The following is a 21063-nucleotide window of genomic DNA, read 5'->3' on the forward strand; positions in this document are numbered from 1 at the left end:
AGGCAAGCTTACGGGCGACTTCGATAGCACAGAACGTCATGCGCGGGCGTGACCCGCGCATCCATCTACTTGAGAAGGATGGATTGCCGGGTCGCTTAGTGCAAGAGACGCGCTTCGCGCTTTTGCCCTGCAATGACGATATCGCCTACCCATTGACGCGCTCGACCTTGGCGACGACGGCCTTGGCACGCAATTGAGCGATAATTGCACTGAGATGCTTGAGGTCATAGACCTCGAGATCGATGGTCAGCTCGGTGAAATCGGGCGAGCGGCGCGACATGCTGATATTGTCGATATTGCCGTCGTGCTCGGCGATCACGGTGGCGACCTGTGCGAGGCTGCCGGGCTCGTTGACGTTGTGCACCAGGATCCGCGCCGGGAAACGCTGCGGCATGGCTTCATCGATATCCCAGCGCACGTCGAGCCAGCGCTCCGGCTCCTCCTCGAAATCCTTCAGCGCCGGCGACTGGATCGGATAGATCGTGATCCCCTCGCCCGGCGTGACGATGCCGACGATGCGGTCGCCCGGAACCGCGCCGCCGTTCGGCGCAAATTTCACCGGCAAATCCGAATTGATGCCGCGCACCGGGATTACGGAGGTGCTGCGCGCCGGTTGCGGCGGCGACTTCAGCTTCAATTTCACCGCGAGGCTCTTCTTGGCCCCGTATTTCACCAACCGCTCTTCCTTGTAGTCTGGGTACATCGCGCGGGCGACGTCGGAGGCCTTCAGCTCACCACGTCCGACAGAGGCCATCACGTCCTCGATCGAGGCGCGCGCCAGGCGCGGCAATGCACCCTTCAGCTTGTCGTCGGCGTATTCGATCTTGGCGCGGGCAAACAGGCGGTCGACGATGCGCCGGCCAAGTCCCGCATATTGATCACGCACCGCGGTACGCGTGGCGCGGCGGATCGCGGCGCGGGCCTTGCCGGTGACCGCAAGCGATTCCCATGCCGAGGGCGGCGCCGACTGCGCCTGCGAGGTCAAAACCTCGACCTCGTCGCCGTTCTGCAATTCGGACGACAGCGGCGAGAACTTGCCGTTGATCTTGCAGCCGACCGCCGAGTTGCCGACATCGGTATGCACGGCATAGGCGAAGTCGATCACATTGGCTTGCCGCGGCAGCGCGATCAGTTTGCCCTTCGGAGTGAAGCAGAACACCTGGTCGTGGAACAATTCGAGCTTGGTGTGCTCCAGAAACTCTTCCGGATTTGCGCTTTCGGAGAGGATGCCGACGGTGTGGCGCAGCCAGGCAAAGGCGTTGGATCTGTGCTTGAGCCGCTCGGTCGGCGAGCCCATGCCTTCCTTGTAGAAGGCGTGCGCGGCAATGCCGAATTCGGCGATCTGGTTCATTTCCTCGGTGCGGATCTGCAGCTCGACGCGCTGGTTGCCGGGTCCGATCACGGTGGTGTGCAGCGAGCGATAGTCGTTCTGCTTCGGCGTCGAGATGTAGTCCTTGAAGCGCCCCGGCACCACCGGCCAGGTGGTGTGCACCACGCCAAGCGCGCGGTAGCAAGACTCGGCGTCGCTCAGAATAATGCGGAAGCCGTAGATGTCGGACAGTTGCTCGAAGCCGACCGACTTGCGCTCCATTTTGGTCCAGATCGAGAACGGTTGCTTGCGGCGGCCATAGACGCGCGCAGTGATCCCGTTCTTCTGCAGGTTCTTGGAGAGCTGGCTTTCGATCTCGCCGATCAAGTTGCGGTTGCGGTCGGCAAGCGCGTCGAGCCGCTGCTTCACCACCGCATAGGCTTCGGGATCGAGCACGTGGAAGGATAGATCTTCCAGTTCCTCGCGCATCTCATGCATACCCATGCGGCCGGCGAGCGGCGCATAGATGTCCAGCGTCTCCTCGGCAATGCGGCGGCGCGAGGCGTGCGGCACGAATTCCAGCGTACGCATGTTATGCAAGCGATCGGCGAGCTTGATCAGGAGCACGCGGACGTCGTCGGCGATCGCCAGCAAGAGCTTGCGCAGGTTCTCGGCCTGCTTGGCTTCGCGCGAGACCAGCTCCAGCCGCTTCAGCTTGGTGAGCCCTTCGACCAGCGCGCCGATCTCGTGACCGAAGATATTGTCGATCTCGGCGCGCGTCGCCTCGGTATCCTCGATGGTGTCGTGCAGCAGTGCGGCGACGATGGTGGCGTCGTCGAGCTTGAGGTTGGTCAGGATCGCCGCGACCTCGAGCGGATGCGAGAAATAGGGATCGCCGGACGCGCGCGTCTGCGTGCCATGCGCCTTCATGGCGTAGACATAGGCGCGATTGAGCAGGTCTTCGTTGGTATCCGGATTATACGTGCGGACGCGCTCGACCAGATCGTATTGCCGCATCATGCGCGAGCGCGGCGATTTCGGCTTCTCCGCCACGGCCGATCCCGGCGCAGCCGCGACCTGGCCGGTCGCGGCCTGCATTTGCCAGGAGCTGCGGCGCCAATACGCCATCACATCACTACCTTCTTCCACCACACGCGGACGGGTCCCGCCGTTACGTATCTCGTTTACGTATCTAATGCGTTTTCGAACGGCGATACACGCCGCGCGGGCCGCGATACGGTTCAATTTCGCTTGGGCCTGCGGCCATCCAACGCCCAACCCCATGGCCTGTCGGCCCGGCAAGTCAGCCGTTTTCGGCCGCGCCGGCCAAGGACGCATTGTAACCGCAAAAATGTCAACAAAAGCAAAGGCCCGGACTGACGTCCGGGCCTTTGGCAGATCGGGAGTTCGGGACGGACCGGAAGGTTCCGGATTACTCGTCCTCTTCGGGCTGCTCTTCCGGCGGTGCCAGGCCTTCCAGCCCCTTGAGGAGTTCTTCCTCGGTCATCCGCTCGACCGCAACCTCGGTGTCGTCGGCATCCACGCTGGCACCGGCCGAGCCGATCAAAGGCACGGTATCGGGCTCAGGCTCGTCGACCTCGACGAACTTCTGCAGGGAATGAACCAGTTCCTCGCGGAGGTCTTCCGGGGAAATAGTGGAATCGGCGATTTCCCGCAGTGAAACGACCGGGTTTTTATCGTTATCGCGATCAACCGTCAGTTGCGATCCGGACGAAATCATACGGGCGCGATGCGCCGCCAGCAGCACCAGGTCGAACCGGTTGTCGACCTTGTCAATGCAATCTTCCACGGTGACGCGCGCCATAGACTGTCGCTCCGTTTAAATGGGGCCAAATATGTCGGTTATGGGCGCTAGTTATAGTGGCAGGGCGCCTTTCGCAAGACCAAATTTGTGATTTGCCTTCCTAATGGGCTCTGATACGCCAACTCTGGGGCCAGAAGGGCCGGAGCGTCCAGACGCGGCAGGGTTGCCGTACAGGACAAGTAAATCTCTTCATTGCATGTCAAAAGTATAGGTTTTTCGCCCTCGCCTCACCATAATTGCAGTGGTGACTGTCGTGGGGCAACGATTCACCGAACTTTAGGCAACAGAACTGGAAAGTGCGCGCGGTCGTTGGCCGCTGCGCTAGAAGAGCTAACAACAACGTGAGAACCATTTGATGTCACCAGCTTCCAACAAGATTGCGCTCTTCATCGATGGCGCCAACCTCTACGCAACGGCCAAGACGCTCGGCTTCGACATCGATTACAAGCGCCTTCTCAAGGAATTTCAGAGCCGAGGAACGCTGTTGCGTGCGTTTTACTACACGGCAATCATCGAGGATCAGGAATACTCCTCGATCCGTCCATTGATCGACTGGCTCGACTACAACGGCTACACCGTCGTCACCAAGGCAACAAAGGAATTCATCGACGCATCCGGCCGCCGCAAGGTGAAAGGCAATATGGATATCGAACTCGCCGTCGATGCCATGGAACTCGCCGAGCATGTCGATCAGATCGTGTTGTTTTCGGGCGATGGCGATTTCCGCTCGCTGGTGGAAGCGGTGCAGCGCCGCGGCGTTCGCGTTACGGTCGTGTCGACCATTTCGAGCCAGCCGCCGATGATCGCCGACGAACTGCGCCGCCAGGCCGACGTCTTCACCGATCTTGTCGAACTGCAATCAAAGCTGGGCCGCGATCCCTCCGAGCGCCCTGCCCCGCGCGAGCCACGTCACCACTCGCCGCAATTCCTGCAGCGCGCGACCACCGTGGCGCCACGGGCCGGCGACGACGATTTCGACGATTGAGCATGAGCCAGTACACTGCTAGAGCCTCGGTTCTGATTGAAAACAGAACCGGGGCTTTTTGTTTTGGCGCGCGCATCTGAGGCGAACCGGTATCGACGCCGCATCAGGCCCGTGACTGGATTTCGCTCGAAAATGCTTTGGACTGATGGCTAATCTCCCCGCCCCTGCGGCTGCCGAACCCGACCGCGACTGCCCGCTCTGCCCGAGGCTCGCCGAATTTCGCGCGCAGGCGCGTGCCCGGGAGCCGGGCTGGCACAACTCGCCGGTCGCTTCGTTCGGCGATGCCTCCGCGCAACTGTTGATTGTCGGGCTGGCGCCGGGCCTGCAGGGAGCCAACCGGACCGGACGCCCGTTCACCGGCGACTACGCCGGCGATCTGCTGTATGCGACCCTGCTGGAATACGGCTTTGCGAAGGGCGTCTACCAGGCGCGACCGGACGACGGACTGAAGCTCGTCAACTGCCGGATCAGCAACGCGGTGCGCTGCGTGCCGCCGCAAAACAAGCCGCTCCCGGTCGAGATCAGCACCTGCCGGCAATTTCTGGCGACGACAATTGCGACCATGCCCAAACTGCGCGCGATCGTGCTGCTCGGCCGCATTGCACATGACTCGACCCTGAAGGCGCTCGGCCTGCGCAATGGCGCCGCCCCCTTTGCGCACGGCGCTGTGCATAAAGCCGGCGCGGTCAGGCTCTACGACAGCTATCACTGCTCCCGCTACAACACCAACACCGGGGTGCTGACGCCGAAAATGTTTCGCGAGGTATTTGCGAAAGTGCGGAAGGATTTGGAGTCGTGATTCTACCGCGGATTTTCCTTCAGCCATGCCAACACGTCGGCAGCGTTCCGGTCGGGCGGGAAAACTGGATAGAACACGTGGGTAATGCTCCCATCGTCGACGATCAGCGCCAGCCGCTTGATCAACGTCAGTCCCGCCACTTCCATGGTCGGCAAGTTCAGTGCGCGGGTGAGCTTGAGCTTTTCATCCGACAGAACCGGAAACGGCAAATGCAGCCGTGACGCCATCTCGGTCTGGTAGACGTTATCCTGGGTCGATAGGCCGAACACCTGCCTGGTGCCGGCCGCTTTCAATTCCGCAAACAGATCGCGGAACGAGCAGGTTTGCGGCGTGCAGCCGCGCGCGCCAGGGATCATGTCCCAGTCGTCGACCAGGCTGATCTTGCCCGGCGACCCGGTGCGGGGATAGGCGAACACCACGGTGCGGCCGGGAAGCGCCGAGAGCGTCACCGAATTATCGTCGGTGGCCAGCAGCGTGACCGGCGGAATCGCCGTGCCGACGAGATGCGCCGCCGCGCCGTCGTCGACCGGCGGAGGGATCTTGCTCCAGTCGACTTCATGCAGATTTTTCTGGTTCATCTCAGGCTCCACTTCCCTCGTAGGATGGGTAGTGCGCAGCGAAACCCATCGCAACCGTCGTCGATTGGAGTTCTATGTTGATGGGTATCGCTTCGCTCCACCCATCCCTACGATGCTTCATCCTCTCGCCCGCATCAGGCGACCTTTTTCCCGGCCCCAGTCGCGCTTCTTTTCGCTCTCGCGCTTGTCGTGCAGCTTCTTGCCCTTGGCGATCGCCAGCAACAGCTTGGCGCGGCCGCGCTCGTTGAAATAGAGTTTTAGCGGAATCAGCGTCATGCCTTCGCGATCGACTGCGCCCATCAGCTTGTTGATCTGCTTTCGGTGCAACAGCAATTTGCGCGGCCGTTTCGGCTCGTGGTTGAAGCGGTTGGCCTGCAGATATTCCGGAATATTGGCGTTGATCAACCAGATCTCGCCGCCCTTGGAATCCGCATAGGACTCCGCAATTGTGGTCTTGCCATTGCGGATCGACTTTACTTCGGTGCCGGTCAGCGCGATGCCGGCCTCCACCGTGTCCTCGATTGCATAATTGAACCGGGCCTTACGGTTTTCGGCGACGACCTTGATTGGGCGCTCTTTTTTTTCGGCCACGTTAGCCCTTCTTGAGGAGATCGCGGATCTCGATCAGCAGTTCTTCCTGTCGGGTCAGCTTCGGCGGCGCTGGCGCAGCTTCGTCCTTGCGCTTCAGTTTGTTCATCGCGCGAATAACGATGAACAGCACGAAGGCGATGATGAGGAAATTGAGCGTCAGCGTAAGGAAATTGCCCCAAGCCAGTACGGCGCCTTGCTTTTTGGCGTCCGCCAGGTTGCTGGCGTTTACCGCCTTCGACAGTGGCGTGAAATAGTTGGAGAAATCAAGACCGCCGGTGATCGCGCCGATCACCGGCATGATGACGTCGCCGACCAGCGAGGTCACGATGGCGCCGAAGGCCGCACCGATGATGACGCCAACCGCGAGGTCGACGACGTTACCCTTCATCGCGAATTCGCGGAATTCCTTCAGCATGCTGGCTTCCCCTCTTCGTTCTTCAGGCGAAGCGGAACCGCCCTAGTTGATCAGGCCGGCATGGACCATGGCGCTGCGCACGGCGACCCGCGTGGGCTCGGATACCGGCACCATCGGCAGCCGCAGCTTCTCGTCGATCTTGCCGAGCAGCGAGAGCGCGTATTTCACCGGCGCCGGATTGCTTTCGATGAAGAGGTTGTTGTGCAGCGGCATCAGCTTGTCGTGCAGCTTGAGCGCGGTGGCATGATCGCCCTTCTGCCATGCCGCGTGGAATTCCGAGCACAACCGCGGCGCGACGTTCGACGTGACCGAGATGCAGCCATGGCCGCCATGCGCCATGTAGCCGAGGATGGTGGCGTCCTCGCCCGACAATTGGTTGAAGTCCTCGCCCATCGCCGCGCGCTGCTGCGATACCCGCACCATGCTGGCGGTCGCATCCTTCACGCCGGCGATGTTCTTCAGCGCGAACAGCCGCGTCATGGTCTCGACCGACATGTCGATCACGGAACGGCCGGGAATGTTGTAGATGATGATCGGAATGCCGATGGCATCGTTGATCGCCTTGAAGTGCTGGTACATACCTTCCTGGGTGGGCTTGTTGTAGTACGGCGTCACCACGAGCACGGCATCTGCTCCTGCCTTTTCCGCATGCTCGGCAAGCTCGACCGCTTCCTTGGTCGAGTTGGAGCCCGCGCCGGCAATCACCGGCACCTTGCCCTTGGCCTCGTCGATGCACCATTCGACCACGCGCTTGTGCTCGTCATGGCTCAGCGTCGGACTTTCACCGGTCGTGCCGACCGGGACCAGGCCGTGGGTACCTTCGGCGATCTGCCAGTTCACCAAGCCGCGGAAAGCGGCCTCGTCGACCGAGCCGTTCTTGAATGGCGTGACCAAGGCGGTAAACGACCCCCGGAATTTTGTCTTGGCTGCCATGGACTTCCTCCAAACGCTTAAGAAACGGCACGACCGAAACTGGATTTCAATTCATATCGGGTCTGGCGACCAGACGAAAGGCCGTGCATCAGGCGCTAGCGCCTTGTTCCGACGCTCATTCCTGCCGCGGTCCAATATCTGCCATCCTCGAACGCCGATAGCCGCGATTTTGCCGTGGTGATGGCGCAAACAGGTCCATCGCGACGTTTTTAGCATTTTGTCCACATATTCAATCAAAATAGACCAAGGCTGGAGCGATTGAATGATTCGCCGCCGCAGAGGAAAGCCGTGATCCCTTCCGCCCGCGCCGCCGCGTTGCGATCGACCGCACTGGCCACAAGCCTGGCGCTGGCGGTCGGACTGACTTCCTTCCCTCTGGAAACCTGGGCCAAGTCAAAAGTTCCCCTGCCGAAGCCGCGACCGATTGCCCGCAACGTCGTTCCCAAGTCCACGCCGACAGCGAATACCGGCACCCCGGCTGCACCGACCGCGCCGGCGCATGCAGCACCGGCCCCGCCGCCGCCTGTTCTGGCGCCTGCGACCCGCCAGCATGCTGTCGCGCCGCCTCCGCGCAGACACGCCCCAGCCGCAGTGGCCGCGACCTCCTCGACGTCTCAGGCCGACAAGGACGCGCTGGAGAACATCATCGAATTGGTGCGCAAGCAGAAGCCCGGCGATGCAACGCAGGTGCAAGCGTCGATCTCGGATCCGGTCGCCCGCAAGCTCGCGGAATGGGTGATCCTGCGCAGCGATAACAACAACGCCTCGGTCGAGCGCTACCGTGCGTTTATTTCAGCCAATCCGAGTTGGCCGTCGCAGACTTTCCTGCGCCGGCGCATCGAGGCCGCGCTGTGGGACGACCGCCGCGACGATTCGACCGTCTGGTCGTGGTTCGAGAACGAATCGCCGATCTCGGGCAAGGGCAAGTTCGCGCTGGCGAAGGCGATGCTCGCACGCGGCGACCGCGCCAATGCCGAACGGCTGGTCCGCGAGGCCTGGCGTCACGACGGCATGTCGGAAGACACCGAGAACGCCGCGCTCGACATGTTCGGCGCGCTGCTGACGGCGGGCGACCACAAGGCGCGGATGGAGTCGCTGCTTTACGGCACCGAGCAGGAGACCGGCGGCATGCGCGCCGCGAAACGGCTCGGCTCAGGCCATGTCGCGCTTGCGAAAGCGCGGATCGCGGCCAACAAAAAGTCTTCCAACCTCAGGGCGCTGCTTGAGGCGGTGCCGCGCGAATTGCACGGCGAAACCGGCTACATCTTCGCGAAAATCCAGCTACTTCGCCGCGAAGAGAAGTTCAATGAGGCCGTGCAGCTCATGCTGAGCGCGCCGAAAGACCCGAATCGCCTGCACAATCTCAACGAATGGTGGATCGAGCGGCGCTTGCTGGCGCGCAAGATGCTTGATGTCGGCGAGCATCGCACCGCGTATCTCATCGCGCGGGATGCAGCGCTGCCGACGCGCGACATCTACAAGACCGAGCAGGAATTCACCGCTGGCTGGATTGCGCTGCGGTTCCTGAAAGATCCTGCGGTCGCAGCCCAGCACTTCGCGCGCATCGGCGTCGGCAGCGTAAACCCGACTGCATTGGCGCGCGCCGGCTATTGGCAAGGCCGTGCCGCGGAAGCGGCGGGCCGCGCGCAAGAGGCCCGCGCGGCCTATGGGCGCGCGGCCGAACAATCAACCAGCTATTATGGTCAGCTCGCCCGCGCCAAGCTTGGCCTGCCGCAGCTTCAGTTGAACGGCGTCCCGAGCACCCGCGGCCGCGGCGTCGAGCGATTCGAGATCGTTCGCGCGGTGCAGTTGCTATATGACCTCGACGAGCGCGAACTCGCGATAACGATTCTCGCCGACATGGGCGAGAACGGCGATCCCGAAGCCCTGGTGGGTCTCGGCGAACTCACCTCGCGCTACCGCGACGCCCGCGGCATGCTGCTGCTCGGCAAGGCCGCGCTCAATCGCGGCCTGCCGTTCGATGTCTACGCCTATCCCGTCACCGGCATTCCGTCGTTCAAGCAGATCGGACCCGAGGTCGAGCCCAGCGTCATCTATTCGATCGCGCGGCAGGAAAGCGCCTTCAATCCGGCCGTGGTCTCGCCGGCCCAGGCCTACGGGCTGATGCAGGTAACGCCGGACGCCGGTCGCTATGTCTGCAAGCGGGCCGGCGTCAGCTTCGATCTTCAGCGGATGAAGACGGACTCCGTCTACAACGCCATGCCTGGCGCCGCCGAGCTCGGCGGGCTGCTCGAGGACTACCGCGGCTCCTACATCCTGACCTTCGCGGGCTACAATGCCGGTCGCGGCAGTGTGAAGAAATGGATCGAGCGTTACGGTGACCCCCGCGATCCCAAGGTCGACGCGGTCGATTGGGTCGAGCAGATCCCGTTCTCCGAGACGCGGAACTACGTGCAGCGGATTATGGAGAATCTGCAGGTCTATCGCGCGCGATTCGGCGGCGGGACCAAGCTTCAAATTGAAGCCGACCTGCACCGCGGCGCCAGCGTCGAATAGCGGCTTTCGAGCGAGTGGCGAATAGCGAATGGCGAGTGGACCCTCACTCTGCCAATCCTCCCTATTCGCCACTCCCTATTCGCCATTCGCCAACTCGCAATGAAAAACCCCCGGCAGTTGCCTGCCGGGGTTCTCCTAGTGTTTCAAGTCTTTCGGGATCAGAAGTTACGCTGAGCGCGAACGTTCAGGAAGACGGTGCTCTGGTCCCTGAACTCGTACACGGCGGTCGGCTTCGGAGCCGCCGGCGTCAGAATGGCAGAGCCCGTGAACTTCTGGTCGAGGAAGAACGCGCCGACTTCAGCCGAGAACGTCAGGTTCCTGACGGGAGTCCAGCGGGTGACCACACCAACCTGAGCAAAGTTGAAGTCGGGGTTGCAGCTATAGTCTGCAGACACGACCTTGCCGAAGTTGAAACTCGCGCAGAACTGACCCTTGGCGGTGAGGATGTCCAGAGCGTCGCCGCCGTAGCGCACCGAACCGTAGCTGCCCCAGAGGCTGGTCGACCAGAAGGGATCCCAGTTGTGGTTGAACGCACCACGGATACCCCATGCATCCACCAGCTTGATGTCGCCGGTAAGACCGCCGGTAATAAACCCGGGCAGGAAAACCCCATCAGCCGTTTGGCCGAAGCCGATGCTCTGGTAACCGCCCGCAAGGCCGGTTGAACCGAACATCGCGAAGTTCGGCGACGTACCGCTCGTGGCGACCACGGCCTTCGTCATACCCTTGGAGTAGGTGGCATCGATCTTGAAGTCGTCGCCCGGACCGGTCGGGAGGTTCTTGATCTGCAAGGCTGCCATCACCGCACCGCCCCACTTGTCTTCGGGGTGACCGGAGATTTCCGACAGATTGTTCGGAGTGCCGCCAACGTTGAGGATGTTGTAGGAAGCGTTCACGAGATGCGCAGCACCGAAATCTGGAACAGACCCCAGGCCTGATCGACGCGGATGTTGCCGACGATGTCAGGAGCATGCGTTCCGCCGTAGGCGTTAGCACCAGCGGCCGTGGCTTGGACGGCACCCAATGCAAACCCTGCGGGTGTGGCGGCCACGCCGAGGTTCAGCAGGGAGGTACGGCCGTACTGGGTCGGATCATCGAGGCCGATGGTGGCCGACACGCCGTTTCCGAACTGAGCGGTGTACTGGATGTTGTTGACGCCGGTGACGTAGTCGGGGCCACCCATCAAGAACGAGTTGTTGTTGCCCGGATAGCCATTCCAGGGCGTCGCAAAGCCGACACCGACTTACCGAAGGTGAAGCCGGCGAACTGCAGGAAGATCTGGTCGACTGCTACGTAGCCGCCACCCGCGGTGTTGAGCGCGTTTGAAGCACCGCCCGGGAACGCGGCAAGTGCGCTCGGGTTGCCCGTGCCGAAGTTGTTGAACTGGAAGTTACCCTGGCCGAAGGTGCGGACAACACCGTATTCGGTGGCGGTACGGGTATCAACCGTGAGCGCCAAACGAGAACGGCTAGCGAAGTAATCGCGGTAGCGGTTACCCTGACCGAGATCGCCGCTCCAGGCCGGACCACCGTAGACGTTGCCGTTGAACGTGGTGTCAATGCGCAGGTAACCACCGATCTTCATGCAGCTGTCGGTGCCCGGGATATAATAGAAACCCGCACCATAAAGGGAGCAGATCCTCACGTACTCGACCGCTTTGGCCTTGACGGGAAGATCGGCCGCCTGTGCTCCGCTCATGGCGACCAGACCCGCCGCTGAGCCGAGAATAAGGCTCTTAACCATCTTCATGCTAAACCTCCAAGTTGCTCTGTAGGGAAGGTTCCGGATCCGCTGGGTGAGACACCCTAAGGTTGGTTCCCTTGTCCCCTGAAACCCGCTTAGTCGCTTCGCGCCTTCGGACACTCCCGCATGAACGCGAGGGACTTAAGCGAACCACCTAAAACGGGACGACCTCGGGATGCCCCCTCCGTCGCCCGATCACAATTACCGAGGACTTCTGCACAAGCAACAAAGGAACCGCTTCGAGCGGCCCGACTCAGCCCCTTTTCCGAAGGGTGTTGCACAAATAACACGTGTTTGTGATCGAAGTTTTTCCGCAAGCCTTTGTTTCCAATAGATATTTTTGATTAGTTCTATTTGACACGTGAATTGTTACGTGGGCAGCGCAGCAAGCGGTTGTGCCCCGAACGATGTCATCGCGTCGGATCGAATGGCGAGATTCGCCGAATCCGCAGCGAACAAACACGCGCAAGAAAAGGCGACGCGCGGGCAGCCGGTTAGGGTGCGAGTCATGACAAATATAGAGTATGCCGCCCCGCCATGGTCAGTTTCGGCCGGCGGCTCGCAGGGAACCAGCTCACGAGGAACTGCAAAAAGCCCCGGGATCGAAATGCATTTGCTTCGGGCGAAGATGACGCTTCATATAAGCGCCTGCTCCCAGGCCCCTTAGTTGGGCTACATCCCGGCGCCGAATCGAATGCGAAGCCTTGAAAAAGAAAGCGGTGTGACCCGCTCCGCGGGATGCGGGATCGACCCGGAAGGGACGCCTGCGGCACACCGCCACCAAATAGCCCCGGCGTAACCTGAATCTGCCGCTTGCGGCTCGCGCTCGCGTCGGGCATATCCGCCTCATGGAGCTGTGGCCGAGTGGCTGAAGGCGGCGGTTTGCTAAACCGTTATAGGGTTGTAAAGCCCTATCGAGGGTTCGAATCCCTCCGGCTCCGCCATCCCTCATCTCCAGCCCGGAGACGTCCGTAGCAGGTCTTGCCTGACGTCGCGCACCCCATCGTCGCGCCATTTGCGATGATGCTGGATCGTCTCTTGCCGTTGCGAGCGCATCCGATCAGCATCGGATTTACCACACGCAGTGGAGCACAGCATGAAAAAGGAAGAACTCGAAGCAATCCTCGGCGATGGCGAGAATACGCCTGATCTCGGCCCGATCGAAGACCACCTTCACGCCATCGCAACGGAAGCAGATCTTCCTGATTTCTCCATCGCGGTTTGTACGGCGAGGATCGAAGAAGCCGCGCCGAAATTGCGCGCCGTCCTCAAGAGGGCTGCGCATGGCGAGGCCTTGTCAGACGATGAAAGCCTGCTGCTGTTCCGCGGGCTTCATATCCTGGGCAGGGCTCGCGACCGCGAATCTTGCCAGCCGCTCCTGCGCCTGCTGCGCCGGCCCTTCGATGAGGTCGACGATCTCATCCGTGATACCGTCAGTGAAAGCCTGGCCAATATTGTCACTTGCGTGTTCGATGATGATAGCGACGCCCTGTTCGCTCTGATCATCGAGCGCTCAATCGACGGATCCATCCGTGAAGCGTTGTTCGGTGCGGCGACTTTCCTCGCATGGGAGCGCCGCATCCAGCGCGATCGGTTTCGGGACCTGCTTGTTCGGTTCTATGAAGAGCGCTCGGCCGAAGACGGCGATCAGGCCTGGGCAGGCTGGCTGCGGGCGATCGCCCTGCTTGGCCTGCGCGATCTGGTACCGCTGGTTGACAAGGTCTTTCGCGAAGACCGTATCCCCGAGTGGATCGATCGCTCTCAGTTCGATGAGGATCTTGCCGACGCCGAAAGCGCGCCCGACGACATCGATCGGTTCACGCAGATCAATCTGGGATACATCGAGGACGTGTTGGTATCGCTGGATTGGGCGCGCGGGTCCGAAGACGACGTGTTCGAAGCGGGCGATGAGAAATCGCTCTGGCCCGGATTCGCGTACCCCAGCGAGCCGATCAGGAATCCCTGGCGTAACGTCGGCCGTAACGATCCATGTCCCTGCGGGAGCGGCAAGAAGTTCAAGAAGTGCTGCCTTGCCGCAGGAGGGCCGCCGGCCTGACGCCGGCTGCACCTGGCGTTAGTGCGCAATCATCCACGCACGCGCCTCGCGCTGTGCGGTGGCGATTTCGGCATCCGACATCATGGCGGCAACCTCGCGGCGCATGGAGATTGCATCCGCGCGTCCCTTCAGCGCGGCGAGATTGAACCATTTGTGGGCCGCGACGAGATTGACCACGCCGGAACGGCCGCTCGCCCAGTAAAGGCCGCGCTCGAACAGCACGTCCGGAACTGCGGTCGCCTCCACCGGAATTGCGGTGTCGAGATCGATCTGCCCCTGAAACATCTGTAACTCCCCTTTTTATCGTTGCCGCCCTCCCCGAGCGCGGCCCCTGTCCATTGCTGACATCCCCGGCGCGCGATCAGCAAAAGTGGAAACCGGTTTTGCGTCCGATCGCGCGCCCTTTGTTAGAAGAGCGCCTGATCTGATCGCCAAACCGCCTGCACTTTGGCGGATCATGCGTGTGCCGTTTTCCGGTCTGTTGTTGGGATGATCATGGCCGAACAAATTTGAAGGGCAGTTTAAGGTTCGCGATGAACGGGGTGTAAACGCGCACCTTGCGCCGTTGAATACGAAATCGCAGAAGTATCTGCGGCACAGGGAGAAGTGGCCAATCGTGAAGGTCGGTTTACCCTGCGGTTTTGCAGAACGATAACCATTGCGACCAATGTCGGTGTCATCGTCATCGTCACCGTCACCCCGATCGGAAGTGTTGACGGTTCCGGGCGTCGCGCAACTCTGCGGGCGTGCAAGAGTTCAAGGCGTGCCTGCCACCGAAACGCGCCTGGACCGGCGCGGCAGGCGGAACCGAACCGTCTGCGGCTTTGGACGATGAAGTGAATTTGGAAAGCTTCAGTGCCGGACGCCTGATGCGCGGCTGTCGGAGCGCTCCGGCGAGAGCGGGCGTTCCGGGGGCGAGTACGCCCCAAGGGAACGAGGGCGTCGGCGAACACGTCAGGACCAGATTTCAAGCCGGGCTTTTGGCCCCGGTGAAATTGCGAGCAGTTAAGGATGCCCGCACCGAACGAAGAAAACCTGTTTCTTCTGCCGGACCGGTTTGAAAGAGCAAGCTCTTCCGAAATACGATCCAGCCGTTTGACCTGATGTCTCGCCGACACCCTCTTTCGTCGACCAGAGCCTTCAGCGTTTCGTCTTGGGGCTCGGGTGACGTGCCGGCATCGAGCCGCCGGCAATTTTCAAAGAAGCGAACTTACTTCTTCTTCTTGGCGACCTTGCGGGTCTTCTTCGCAGTCTTCTTCACTGCGCTCTTCGCTTTCTTCGCCTTCTTAGCTTTCTTGGCCATGTTGCCCTCCTAATGTAGTGAGATGGCTTAGTCGCTGCGTGCACTCGGGAATCGAGATGCACTACATCCCGAATACACCAACACATTCAAAAAAACAGCGTCCCGCTTAAGGAAGTGTTGACGCGGCAATGTGAGAGCGCGCGCGGCGCTGCAGTCGACGACGCAGCGACATGCTCGCGCGTCGATGCAAAAAGTGCCGCAACGACCGACATCAACGTTTGTCAAGATTGCAAGAATCGCCTGTGCCGCAGCGCTTTCTTGAATTCGCGCAAACCACGTTCGATGCGCACTCGATGTCGTCGCGACTCACTGATGCCGCGGAAACGTCATGTGCGCGGACTCTGAGTCGCAAATTTTGGCAATAAAAAATTTTCGTGGGCAGAGGGTTGGCGTCTCATCGCCGCTCGCCAAAACCGAACTTTTTGCGAATCGCGAAACACCGATTCGCAACTGCGCTATCGGGCGCTCGGGTGAAGTTCAGATCGCGATGGACGATCGAAACACGCTCGCGCGCATCAATCAACGACGGAGTCGTCCCGTTACGGGACGCCTCAGATGCCGAGCTTCGTCTTCAAGAGATCGTTGACTGCTTGCGGATTGGCCTTTCCGCCGGACTGCTTCATCACCTGGCCGACGAACCAGCCGGCGAGCTGCGGCTTGGCCTTCGCCTGCGCGACCTTGTCCGGATTGGCGGCGATGATGTCGTCGACGACCTTCTCGATCGCGCCCAAGTCAGTGACCTGCTTCATGCCGCGCGCCTCGACCAGCTCGCGCGGGTCGCCGCCTTCGGTCCAGACGATCTCGAACAGGTCTTTTGCGATCTTGCCCGAGATCGTGCCCTCGCCGATCAGGCCGACGATCGCGGCCAACCGCGCCGCCGACACCGGCGACGCCGTAATGCCATGGCCTTCCTTGTTGAGACGTCCGAACAGCTCGTTGATCACCCAATTGGCGGCGAGCTTGCCGTCGCGCGCCTTGTCCGCAAGTCCATCCAGCACGGTCTCATAGAAGACTGCGCTCTCACGCTCGGCCACCAGCACGCCGGCATCGTAGGGCGACAGGCCGAGGCTCTCGATGAAGCGCGCCTTCTTCTGGTCCGGCAATTCCGGCAGCTCCGCCTTGAGCTCATCGACATAGCTTTGCGTGAACTCGAGCGGCAGCAGGTCGGGATCGGGGAAATAGCGATAGTCGTGCGCCTCTTCCTTGGAGCGCATCGATCGCGTCTCGCCCTTGTTGGGGTCGAACAGGCGCGTCTCCTGGTCGATCGTGCCGCCATCCTCAATGATCTCGATCTGACGCCGGGCCTCGTACTCGATCGCCTGGCCGATGAAGTTGATCGAGTTCATGTTCTTGATTTCGCAGCGGGTGCCGAGCGGCCCGCCGGGCTTGCGCACGGAAACGTTCACATCGGCGCGCAACGAGCCCTTCTCCATGTCGCCGTCGCAGGTGCCGAGATAGCGCAGGATCGATCGCAGCTTGGTCACATAGGCCTTGGCCTGCTCGGCGTCGCGGATGTCGGGCTTGGAGACAATTTCCATCAGCGCCACGCCGCAGCGGTTGAGGTCGACATAGGACATGGTCGGCGACTGATCGTGCAGCAACTTGCCGGCGTCCTGCTCCAGATGCAGCCGTTCGATGCCGATGGTGGCGGTTCTGCCGCCGTCGAGTTCGACCACGATCTCGCCCTCGCCCACCACGGGCGACTTGTACTGGCTGATCTGATAGCCCTGCGGCGAGTCCGGATAGAAATAGTTTTTTCGGTCGAACACCGAACGCAGGTTGATCTGCGCATTGAGGCCGAGTCCAGTCCTGACAGCCTGCCTGACGCATTCCGCGTTGATCACAGGCAGCATGCCCGGCATCGCGGCATCGACCAGCGACACATGGCTGTTGGGCTCGCCGCCGAATTCGGTCGAAGCGCCGGAGAACAGTTTTGACTTCGAGGTGACCTGGGCATGCACCTCCATCCCAATCACGACTTCCCAGTCGCCGGTCTGGCCCTTGATCAATTTTCCCGGTTTGACTGACACGGTCATGCTTTTCCACCTCCGAGCAGCGCGGACACGATCCGCTCCCATTCGGCTTCCAGAGAATCCTTTGCCACCGGCTGGCCGGCCTGGCGATACCAGTAGCCGGCGTTGCCGAGATCGCCTTCGACCCGGTGCAGATAGGCGTGCACCCAGGCGGCGTTCGCATCGCTCTCGTCCTGAACGATCTTGTGCGCCCGGTCCCAGTCGCCCTTGGCAGCCCACCACAACGCGGCCAGCGGCGGCTCGAGGCCCGGCGCGGGCGCTGCATCCGTCAGGCTGGCGCGAAAATCCGGCATGTCACCACCAGCGCGGCGGCGTAAAGCGGCCGGCCGCCTGCTCCACGACCTCGCCGAGCGAGAACAGCGTCTCCTCATCGAACGGACGGCCAATCAACTGCAGGCCAAGCGGCAGTCCCAGCGCATCCTTGCCGGCCGGCACGGCGATACCCGGCAGCCCCGCCATGTTCACCGTCACCGTAAAGATGTCGTTGAGATACATTTCGACCGGATCGGCGCCGCCTTTTTCGCCGACGCCGAAGGCGGCAGAGGGCGTCGCGGGCGTCAGGATCGCGCTGATGCCTTTTGCAAAACAGTCCTCAAAATCCTTCTTGATCAGAGTGCGGACCTTTTGCGCGCGCAGATAATAGGCATCGTAATAGCCGGCCGAGAGCACGTAAGTGCCGATCATGACGCGGCGGCGCACTTCATCGCCAAACCCTTCCGCGCGGGTGTTCTCGTACAACTCGCCTATGCTGCGGCCCGGCACGCGCAGGCCATAGCGAACGCCGTCGTAGCGCGCGAGGTTCGACGAGGCTTCGGCCGGCGCCACAATGTAATAGGCCGGCAGCGCGTATTTGGTGTGCGGCAGCGACACCTCGACCAGTTCGGCGCCAGCCGCTTTCAGCCATGCCGCGCCTTCGGTCCAGAGCTTTTCGATCTCCGCCGGCATGCCGTCGAGGCGATACTCTTTCGGGATACCGATCTTCATGCCCTTCACCGACTTGCCGACGGCGGCTTCGTAGTCGGGCACGCCGATGTCGACCGAGGTCGTGTCCTTCGGGTCGTGGCCCGCCATCGAGCGCATCAGGATCGCGGAATCGCGCACCGTGCGCGCGATCGGACCGGCCTGGTCGAGCGAGGATGCGAACGCCACGATGCCCCAACGCGAGCAGCGGCCGTAGGTCGGCTTGACGCCGACGGTTGCGGTGAAGGCGGCGGGCTGGCGGATTGAACCGCCGGTGTCGGTCGCAGTCGCGCCCATGCAGAGCAGCGCTGCCACCGCGGATGCCGATCCGCCGGACGAGCCGCCCGGCACCAGCGTGGTGTTGGAACCCTCGCGCCGCCACGGATTGACCACCGGGCCGAAGCACGAGGTCTCGTTCGATGAGCCCATCGCGAATTCGTCATTGTTGAGCTTGCCGAGCATCACGGCGCCGTCGCGCCAGAGCTGCGAGGTCACGGTCGATTCATACGGCGGCACGAAGTTGCCGAGGATTTTCGAGCACGCGGTGGTGCGGACATCCTTCGTTGCGAACAGGTCCTTGATGCCGAGCGGAATGCCGGCAAGCGGCCCGCCCTCGCCCTTGGCAATCTTCGCATCGACCGTACGCGCCATGGCACGCGCCTGGTCGGGCGTTTCCAGCACGAAGGCATTGAGCGAACGCGCAGCTTCAATCGCGGCGAGATGCGCGTCCGTCAGTTCAAGCGAGGTGAAAGACTTGCTCGCGAGGCCCTCGCGGGCCTCCGCGATCGTCAGAGATGTCAGGTCGGTCATTTATTGATCGGGCTGCAGAAGAACGGAGAAAGCGTCTTGTCGTTGGCAGGGCTGTTCGATTCCTGGGCGCGCGCCTTGTCGGCTGCCTCGAGCTGATCGAGCACGGCATCCATCGCCTTGTCAGGATCGGCGGCCTTGCCCTGCCGCTCCATCGCGTCGAGATAGTTCATGTAGGCCTGATAAGCCTTTTCATCGTCGCAGAGCAGACACATCGGACTTCCGATCTCAAAACAGAGTAGATGTTATTCCACCACCTTTGGCACCAGGAAGAAATGGTTTTGCGTCTCCGGCGCATTCCTGATGATGTCGTCGGGAATCTCGCCGTCAATGACCACATCCTGCCGCTTCTTCATTTCCATCGGGGTCACCGAGGTCATCGGCTCGACGCCGTCGATGTTCACTTCCGAAAGCTGCTCCACGAAAGCCAGCATGGTGTTCAGCTCGCCCTGCAGATGGGGAACCTCGGCCTCGGTGACCGCAATCCGCGCAAGATGCGCGATGCGGCGAACGGTGGCGGCATCAACGGACATAAATATAGGCCTCAAACGGGGAATTCGCACCCGCCGTATAGCAGAGGCCCCTTTGCGCCGCAACCGCGGGAACAGGCGGCCGCAGGCGCATTCGGTCGCCCTTGCCCTGATGGACAAGATTTTGTGTGCGAAGCCCAGATTTCTTGCGCAAAAGCGCCCCGACGCAACCATTTTTATCGATTGACGTAGTCGTCCTGAAACAGTCGGGGGATGAAAGTCGCGGCCGGAACATCGGGAGGCCGTGTGATGTCGACCATCGAAAATGACCGCGCCGGATCGGAAAGCTGGGATCCGGCCCTCTGGTCCATCGGGACCGTTCTCGGTGTCGCGATCATCTACCTCGCCTGCTTAACCTGACCCAAACGGGAGGAGAGCCATGTCCCAGGCTAAAATCTCCCAGGCTAAAATCCTGCGGGAGAAGGCGGAAATGTTCGAACGCCGTGCCGAAAATGCGACCGACCCCATCTCCAGGCAGCATTACAAGGAGATGGCCGCACATTACCGGTCGCTGGCCGCGGAGCATCTGGACGTCAGGCGCGACGAACCCGCACATTGAGCGGCGAATAGGTCTTATCCGCTTAGCGCACTGAACCGCGCCAGCGCAGCGCCTGCGAGCGAACGGGTCAATTCCGCCGCCGGCATATCGCGGCCCATCCGCACCGCCTGCCCGGCCCACAGATTGGTGAAATCGACCTTGCCGAGCTTTTCGGCCGCCGCCCTGAGCGGCCCAAGCGCGGTTGCGGCGTGCGGGTATGCGGGCGCGTCCGGCGAGATCGGTCCGACCTCGCGCATGACACGGTTGGCGACGCCACGCGCAGGACGGCCGGTCATGACATTGGTGATGACGGTGGAATCATCATGCGACTGGGCCAGCGCCGTGCGAGCCGGTCCGATCACCTTGGATCCGGGCAGCGCAGATAGGCGCTGCCGATCTGCACGCCGGATGCGCCGAGTGCGAACGCCGCCGCAATGCCGCGCCCGTCGGCGATGCCGCCGGCCGCGATAACAGGCACTTTCACTGCGTCGACCACCTGCGGCACCAGCGCAAACGTGCCGGGCTGCTGGGCGATATTGTCGGTCAGGAACATGCCGCGATGGCCGCCGGCTTCGGCGCCTTGCGCGATGATGACGTCGGCGCCGTTCTCCTCAAGCCAGATCGCTTCCTTCACGATGGTTGCCGAGGACATCACGAGGCAGCCCGCCGCCTTGACGCGCTTGACCAGCGCCGGATCCGGCAGGCCGAAGTGGAAGCTGACGATTTCCGGTTTCAGTTCTTCCACCACCGCACACATGGCTTCATCGAACGGCGCACGGTTGGCGGCGCTGATGGGCGTGGCAGGATCGATACCCAATTCCTTGTAATAAGAGCCAAGCCGCGCCTTCCAACCGGCCTCGCGCGCAGGATCGGCATCGACCGGCTTGTGACAGAAGAAGTTCATGTTGACCGGCGCGGTGATGCGCTGGCGGATGATGTTGACCTGCTCACGCGCTTTCTCGGCCGAGATCATCCCGCAGGGCAGCGAGCCGAGCGCCCCGCCCTGCGCCGCCGCGATCACCAGCTCGGCGTCCATGACGCCGGCCATCGGCGCCAGCACGATCGGAAATTCGGTCTTGAAGAGGTCGATGATCCGGCGGTCTGGCCACATGGTTGTGCTCGCTTTGAATGAATTGAACGT

Annotated in this window: 17 protein-coding genes, 1 tRNA gene and 2 pseudogenes; 6 read left to right on the forward strand and 14 right to left on the reverse strand. The window is 61.7% G+C overall.

What is annotated here, in order from left to right; all coding sequences use genetic code 11:
- Nucleotides 1–145: 145 nt before the first annotated feature.
- Both ACFXS9_RS15675 and rpoZ read right to left on the reverse strand, forming a co-directional pair.
- Nucleotides 146–2437, reverse strand: coding sequence for a RelA/SpoT family protein (locus ACFXS9_RS15675; protein WP_392690136.1), 2292 nt, complete (start codon nucleotides 2435–2437; stop codon nucleotides 146–148).
- A gap of 304 nt (nucleotides 2438–2741) precedes the next feature.
- On the reverse strand, nucleotides 2742–3134 hold the full coding sequence (gene rpoZ / locus ACFXS9_RS15680) for a DNA-directed RNA polymerase subunit omega (protein ID WP_024512695.1): 393 nt from the start codon (nucleotides 3132–3134) through the stop codon (nucleotides 2742–2744).
- Nucleotides 3135–3489: 355 nt separating this feature from the next.
- On the opposite strand from rpoZ, the gene ACFXS9_RS15685 reads away from it, so the two are divergent.
- Together ACFXS9_RS15685 and ACFXS9_RS15690 are read left to right on the forward strand one after the other, a co-directional pair.
- Nucleotides 3490–4119 carry an NYN domain-containing protein gene (locus tag ACFXS9_RS15685; protein ID WP_028345653.1) on the forward strand — a complete coding sequence of 210 codons (630 nt, stop codon included), beginning with the start codon at nucleotides 3490–3492 and terminating at the stop codon, nucleotides 4117–4119.
- Between the two features lie 145 nt (nucleotides 4120–4264).
- A complete protein-coding gene (locus tag ACFXS9_RS15690; RefSeq protein ID WP_392690139.1) occupies nucleotides 4265–4918 on the forward strand; it encodes a uracil-DNA glycosylase in 654 nt (217 codons plus the stop codon).
- Between the two features lie 2 nt (nucleotides 4919–4920).
- Here the strand turns inward: ACFXS9_RS15690 and ACFXS9_RS15695 are convergent, their stop codons facing one another.
- The 4 genes from ACFXS9_RS15695 to dapA all read right to left on the reverse strand — a co-directional run bounded on the left by ACFXS9_RS15695 (nucleotide 4921) and on the right by dapA (nucleotide 7435).
- Nucleotides 4921–5496, reverse strand: coding sequence for a peroxiredoxin (locus tag ACFXS9_RS15695; RefSeq protein WP_392690141.1), 576 nt, complete (start codon nucleotides 5494–5496; stop codon nucleotides 4921–4923).
- A 117-nt stretch (nucleotides 5497–5613) separates the two neighbouring features.
- Nucleotides 5614–6087 (reverse strand): SsrA-binding protein SmpB, encoded by a 474-nt coding sequence (gene smpB, locus ACFXS9_RS15700; RefSeq protein ID WP_392690143.1) that lies wholly within the window; start codon nucleotides 6085–6087, stop codon nucleotides 5614–5616.
- A 1-nt stretch (nucleotide 6088) separates the two neighbouring features.
- A complete protein-coding gene (gene mscL / locus ACFXS9_RS15705; RefSeq protein WP_392690145.1) occupies nucleotides 6089–6502 on the reverse strand; it encodes a large conductance mechanosensitive channel protein MscL in 414 nt (137 codons plus the stop codon).
- 42 nt (nucleotides 6503–6544) lie between these two features.
- Nucleotides 6545–7435 (reverse strand): 4-hydroxy-tetrahydrodipicolinate synthase, encoded by an 891-nt coding sequence (dapA, locus tag ACFXS9_RS15710; RefSeq protein WP_065747019.1) that lies wholly within the window; start codon nucleotides 7433–7435, stop codon nucleotides 6545–6547.
- A 288-nt stretch (nucleotides 7436–7723) separates the two neighbouring features.
- On the opposite strand from dapA, the gene ACFXS9_RS15715 reads away from it, so the two are divergent.
- Nucleotides 7724–9952 carry a lytic transglycosylase domain-containing protein gene (locus ACFXS9_RS15715; protein WP_392690147.1) on the forward strand — a complete coding sequence of 743 codons (2229 nt, stop codon included), beginning with the start codon at nucleotides 7724–7726 and terminating at the stop codon, nucleotides 9950–9952.
- 158 nt (nucleotides 9953–10110) lie between these two features.
- On the opposite strand, the pseudogene ACFXS9_RS15720 reads toward ACFXS9_RS15715, so the two are convergent.
- A pseudogene (locus ACFXS9_RS15720) lies at nucleotides 10111–11701 on the reverse strand (porin).
- Between the two features lie 844 nt (nucleotides 11702–12545).
- On the opposite strand from ACFXS9_RS15720, the gene ACFXS9_RS15725 reads away from it, so the two are divergent.
- Nucleotides 12546–12639, forward strand: a tRNA-Ser gene (locus ACFXS9_RS15725).
- 152 nt (nucleotides 12640–12791) lie between these two features.
- Nucleotides 12792–13751 carry a YecA family protein gene (locus tag ACFXS9_RS15730; protein WP_392690149.1) on the forward strand — a complete coding sequence of 320 codons (960 nt, stop codon included), beginning with the start codon at nucleotides 12792–12794 and terminating at the stop codon, nucleotides 13749–13751.
- Nucleotides 13752–13769: 18 nt separating this feature from the next.
- Here ACFXS9_RS15730 and ACFXS9_RS15735 read toward each other — a convergent pair whose 3' ends face one another.
- The 6 genes from ACFXS9_RS15735 to gatC form a co-directional block, all read right to left on the reverse strand.
- Complete coding sequence (locus ACFXS9_RS15735; RefSeq protein WP_392690151.1) at nucleotides 13770–14036, reverse strand: hypothetical protein; 267 nt, start codon at nucleotides 14034–14036, stop codon at nucleotides 13770–13772.
- 1569 nt (nucleotides 14037–15605) lie between these two features.
- Nucleotides 15606–17090, reverse strand: a complete 1485-nt coding sequence (gatB, locus tag ACFXS9_RS15740; RefSeq protein WP_392690153.1) for an Asp-tRNA(Asn)/Glu-tRNA(Gln) amidotransferase subunit GatB — start codon at nucleotides 17088–17090, stop codon at nucleotides 15606–15608.
- Nucleotides 17087–17380, reverse strand: a complete 294-nt coding sequence (locus tag ACFXS9_RS15745; RefSeq protein ID WP_334363133.1) for a hypothetical protein — start codon at nucleotides 17378–17380, stop codon at nucleotides 17087–17089. Before ACFXS9_RS15745 ends, gatB begins: the two co-directional genes overlap by 4 nt.
- Before the next feature lies 1 nt (nucleotide 17381).
- The gene (gatA, locus tag ACFXS9_RS15750) at nucleotides 17382–18857 is read right to left on the reverse strand and encodes an Asp-tRNA(Asn)/Glu-tRNA(Gln) amidotransferase subunit GatA (RefSeq protein ID WP_392690155.1); all 1476 of its coding nucleotides are present in this window, start codon (nucleotides 18855–18857) and stop codon (nucleotides 17382–17384) included.
- Nucleotides 18854–19069 carry a hypothetical protein gene (locus tag ACFXS9_RS15755; protein WP_057850177.1) on the reverse strand — a complete coding sequence of 72 codons (216 nt, stop codon included), beginning with the start codon at nucleotides 19067–19069 and terminating at the stop codon, nucleotides 18854–18856. Before ACFXS9_RS15755 ends, gatA begins: the two co-directional genes overlap by 4 nt.
- Nucleotides 19070–19099: 30 nt before the next feature.
- Nucleotides 19100–19387 (reverse strand): Asp-tRNA(Asn)/Glu-tRNA(Gln) amidotransferase subunit GatC, encoded by a 288-nt coding sequence (gatC, locus tag ACFXS9_RS15760; RefSeq protein ID WP_392690157.1) that lies wholly within the window; start codon nucleotides 19385–19387, stop codon nucleotides 19100–19102.
- Between the two features lie 376 nt (nucleotides 19388–19763).
- Here gatC and ACFXS9_RS15765 point away from each other — a divergent pair, with 376 nt between their 5' ends.
- Nucleotides 19764–19943, forward strand: coding sequence for a hypothetical protein (locus tag ACFXS9_RS15765; protein ID WP_213252013.1), 180 nt, complete (start codon nucleotides 19764–19766; stop codon nucleotides 19941–19943).
- Between the two features lie 14 nt (nucleotides 19944–19957).
- On the opposite strand, the pseudogene ACFXS9_RS15770 reads toward ACFXS9_RS15765, so the two are convergent.
- Nucleotides 19958–21033, reverse strand: a pseudogene (locus ACFXS9_RS15770) (NAD(P)H-dependent flavin oxidoreductase).
- Nucleotides 21034–21063: the final 30 nt, after the last annotated feature.

It is taken from the genome of Bradyrhizobium sp. RDI18, assembly GCF_043203335.1.
Lineage (GTDB): Bacteria > Pseudomonadota > Alphaproteobacteria > Rhizobiales > Xanthobacteraceae > Bradyrhizobium > Bradyrhizobium retamae.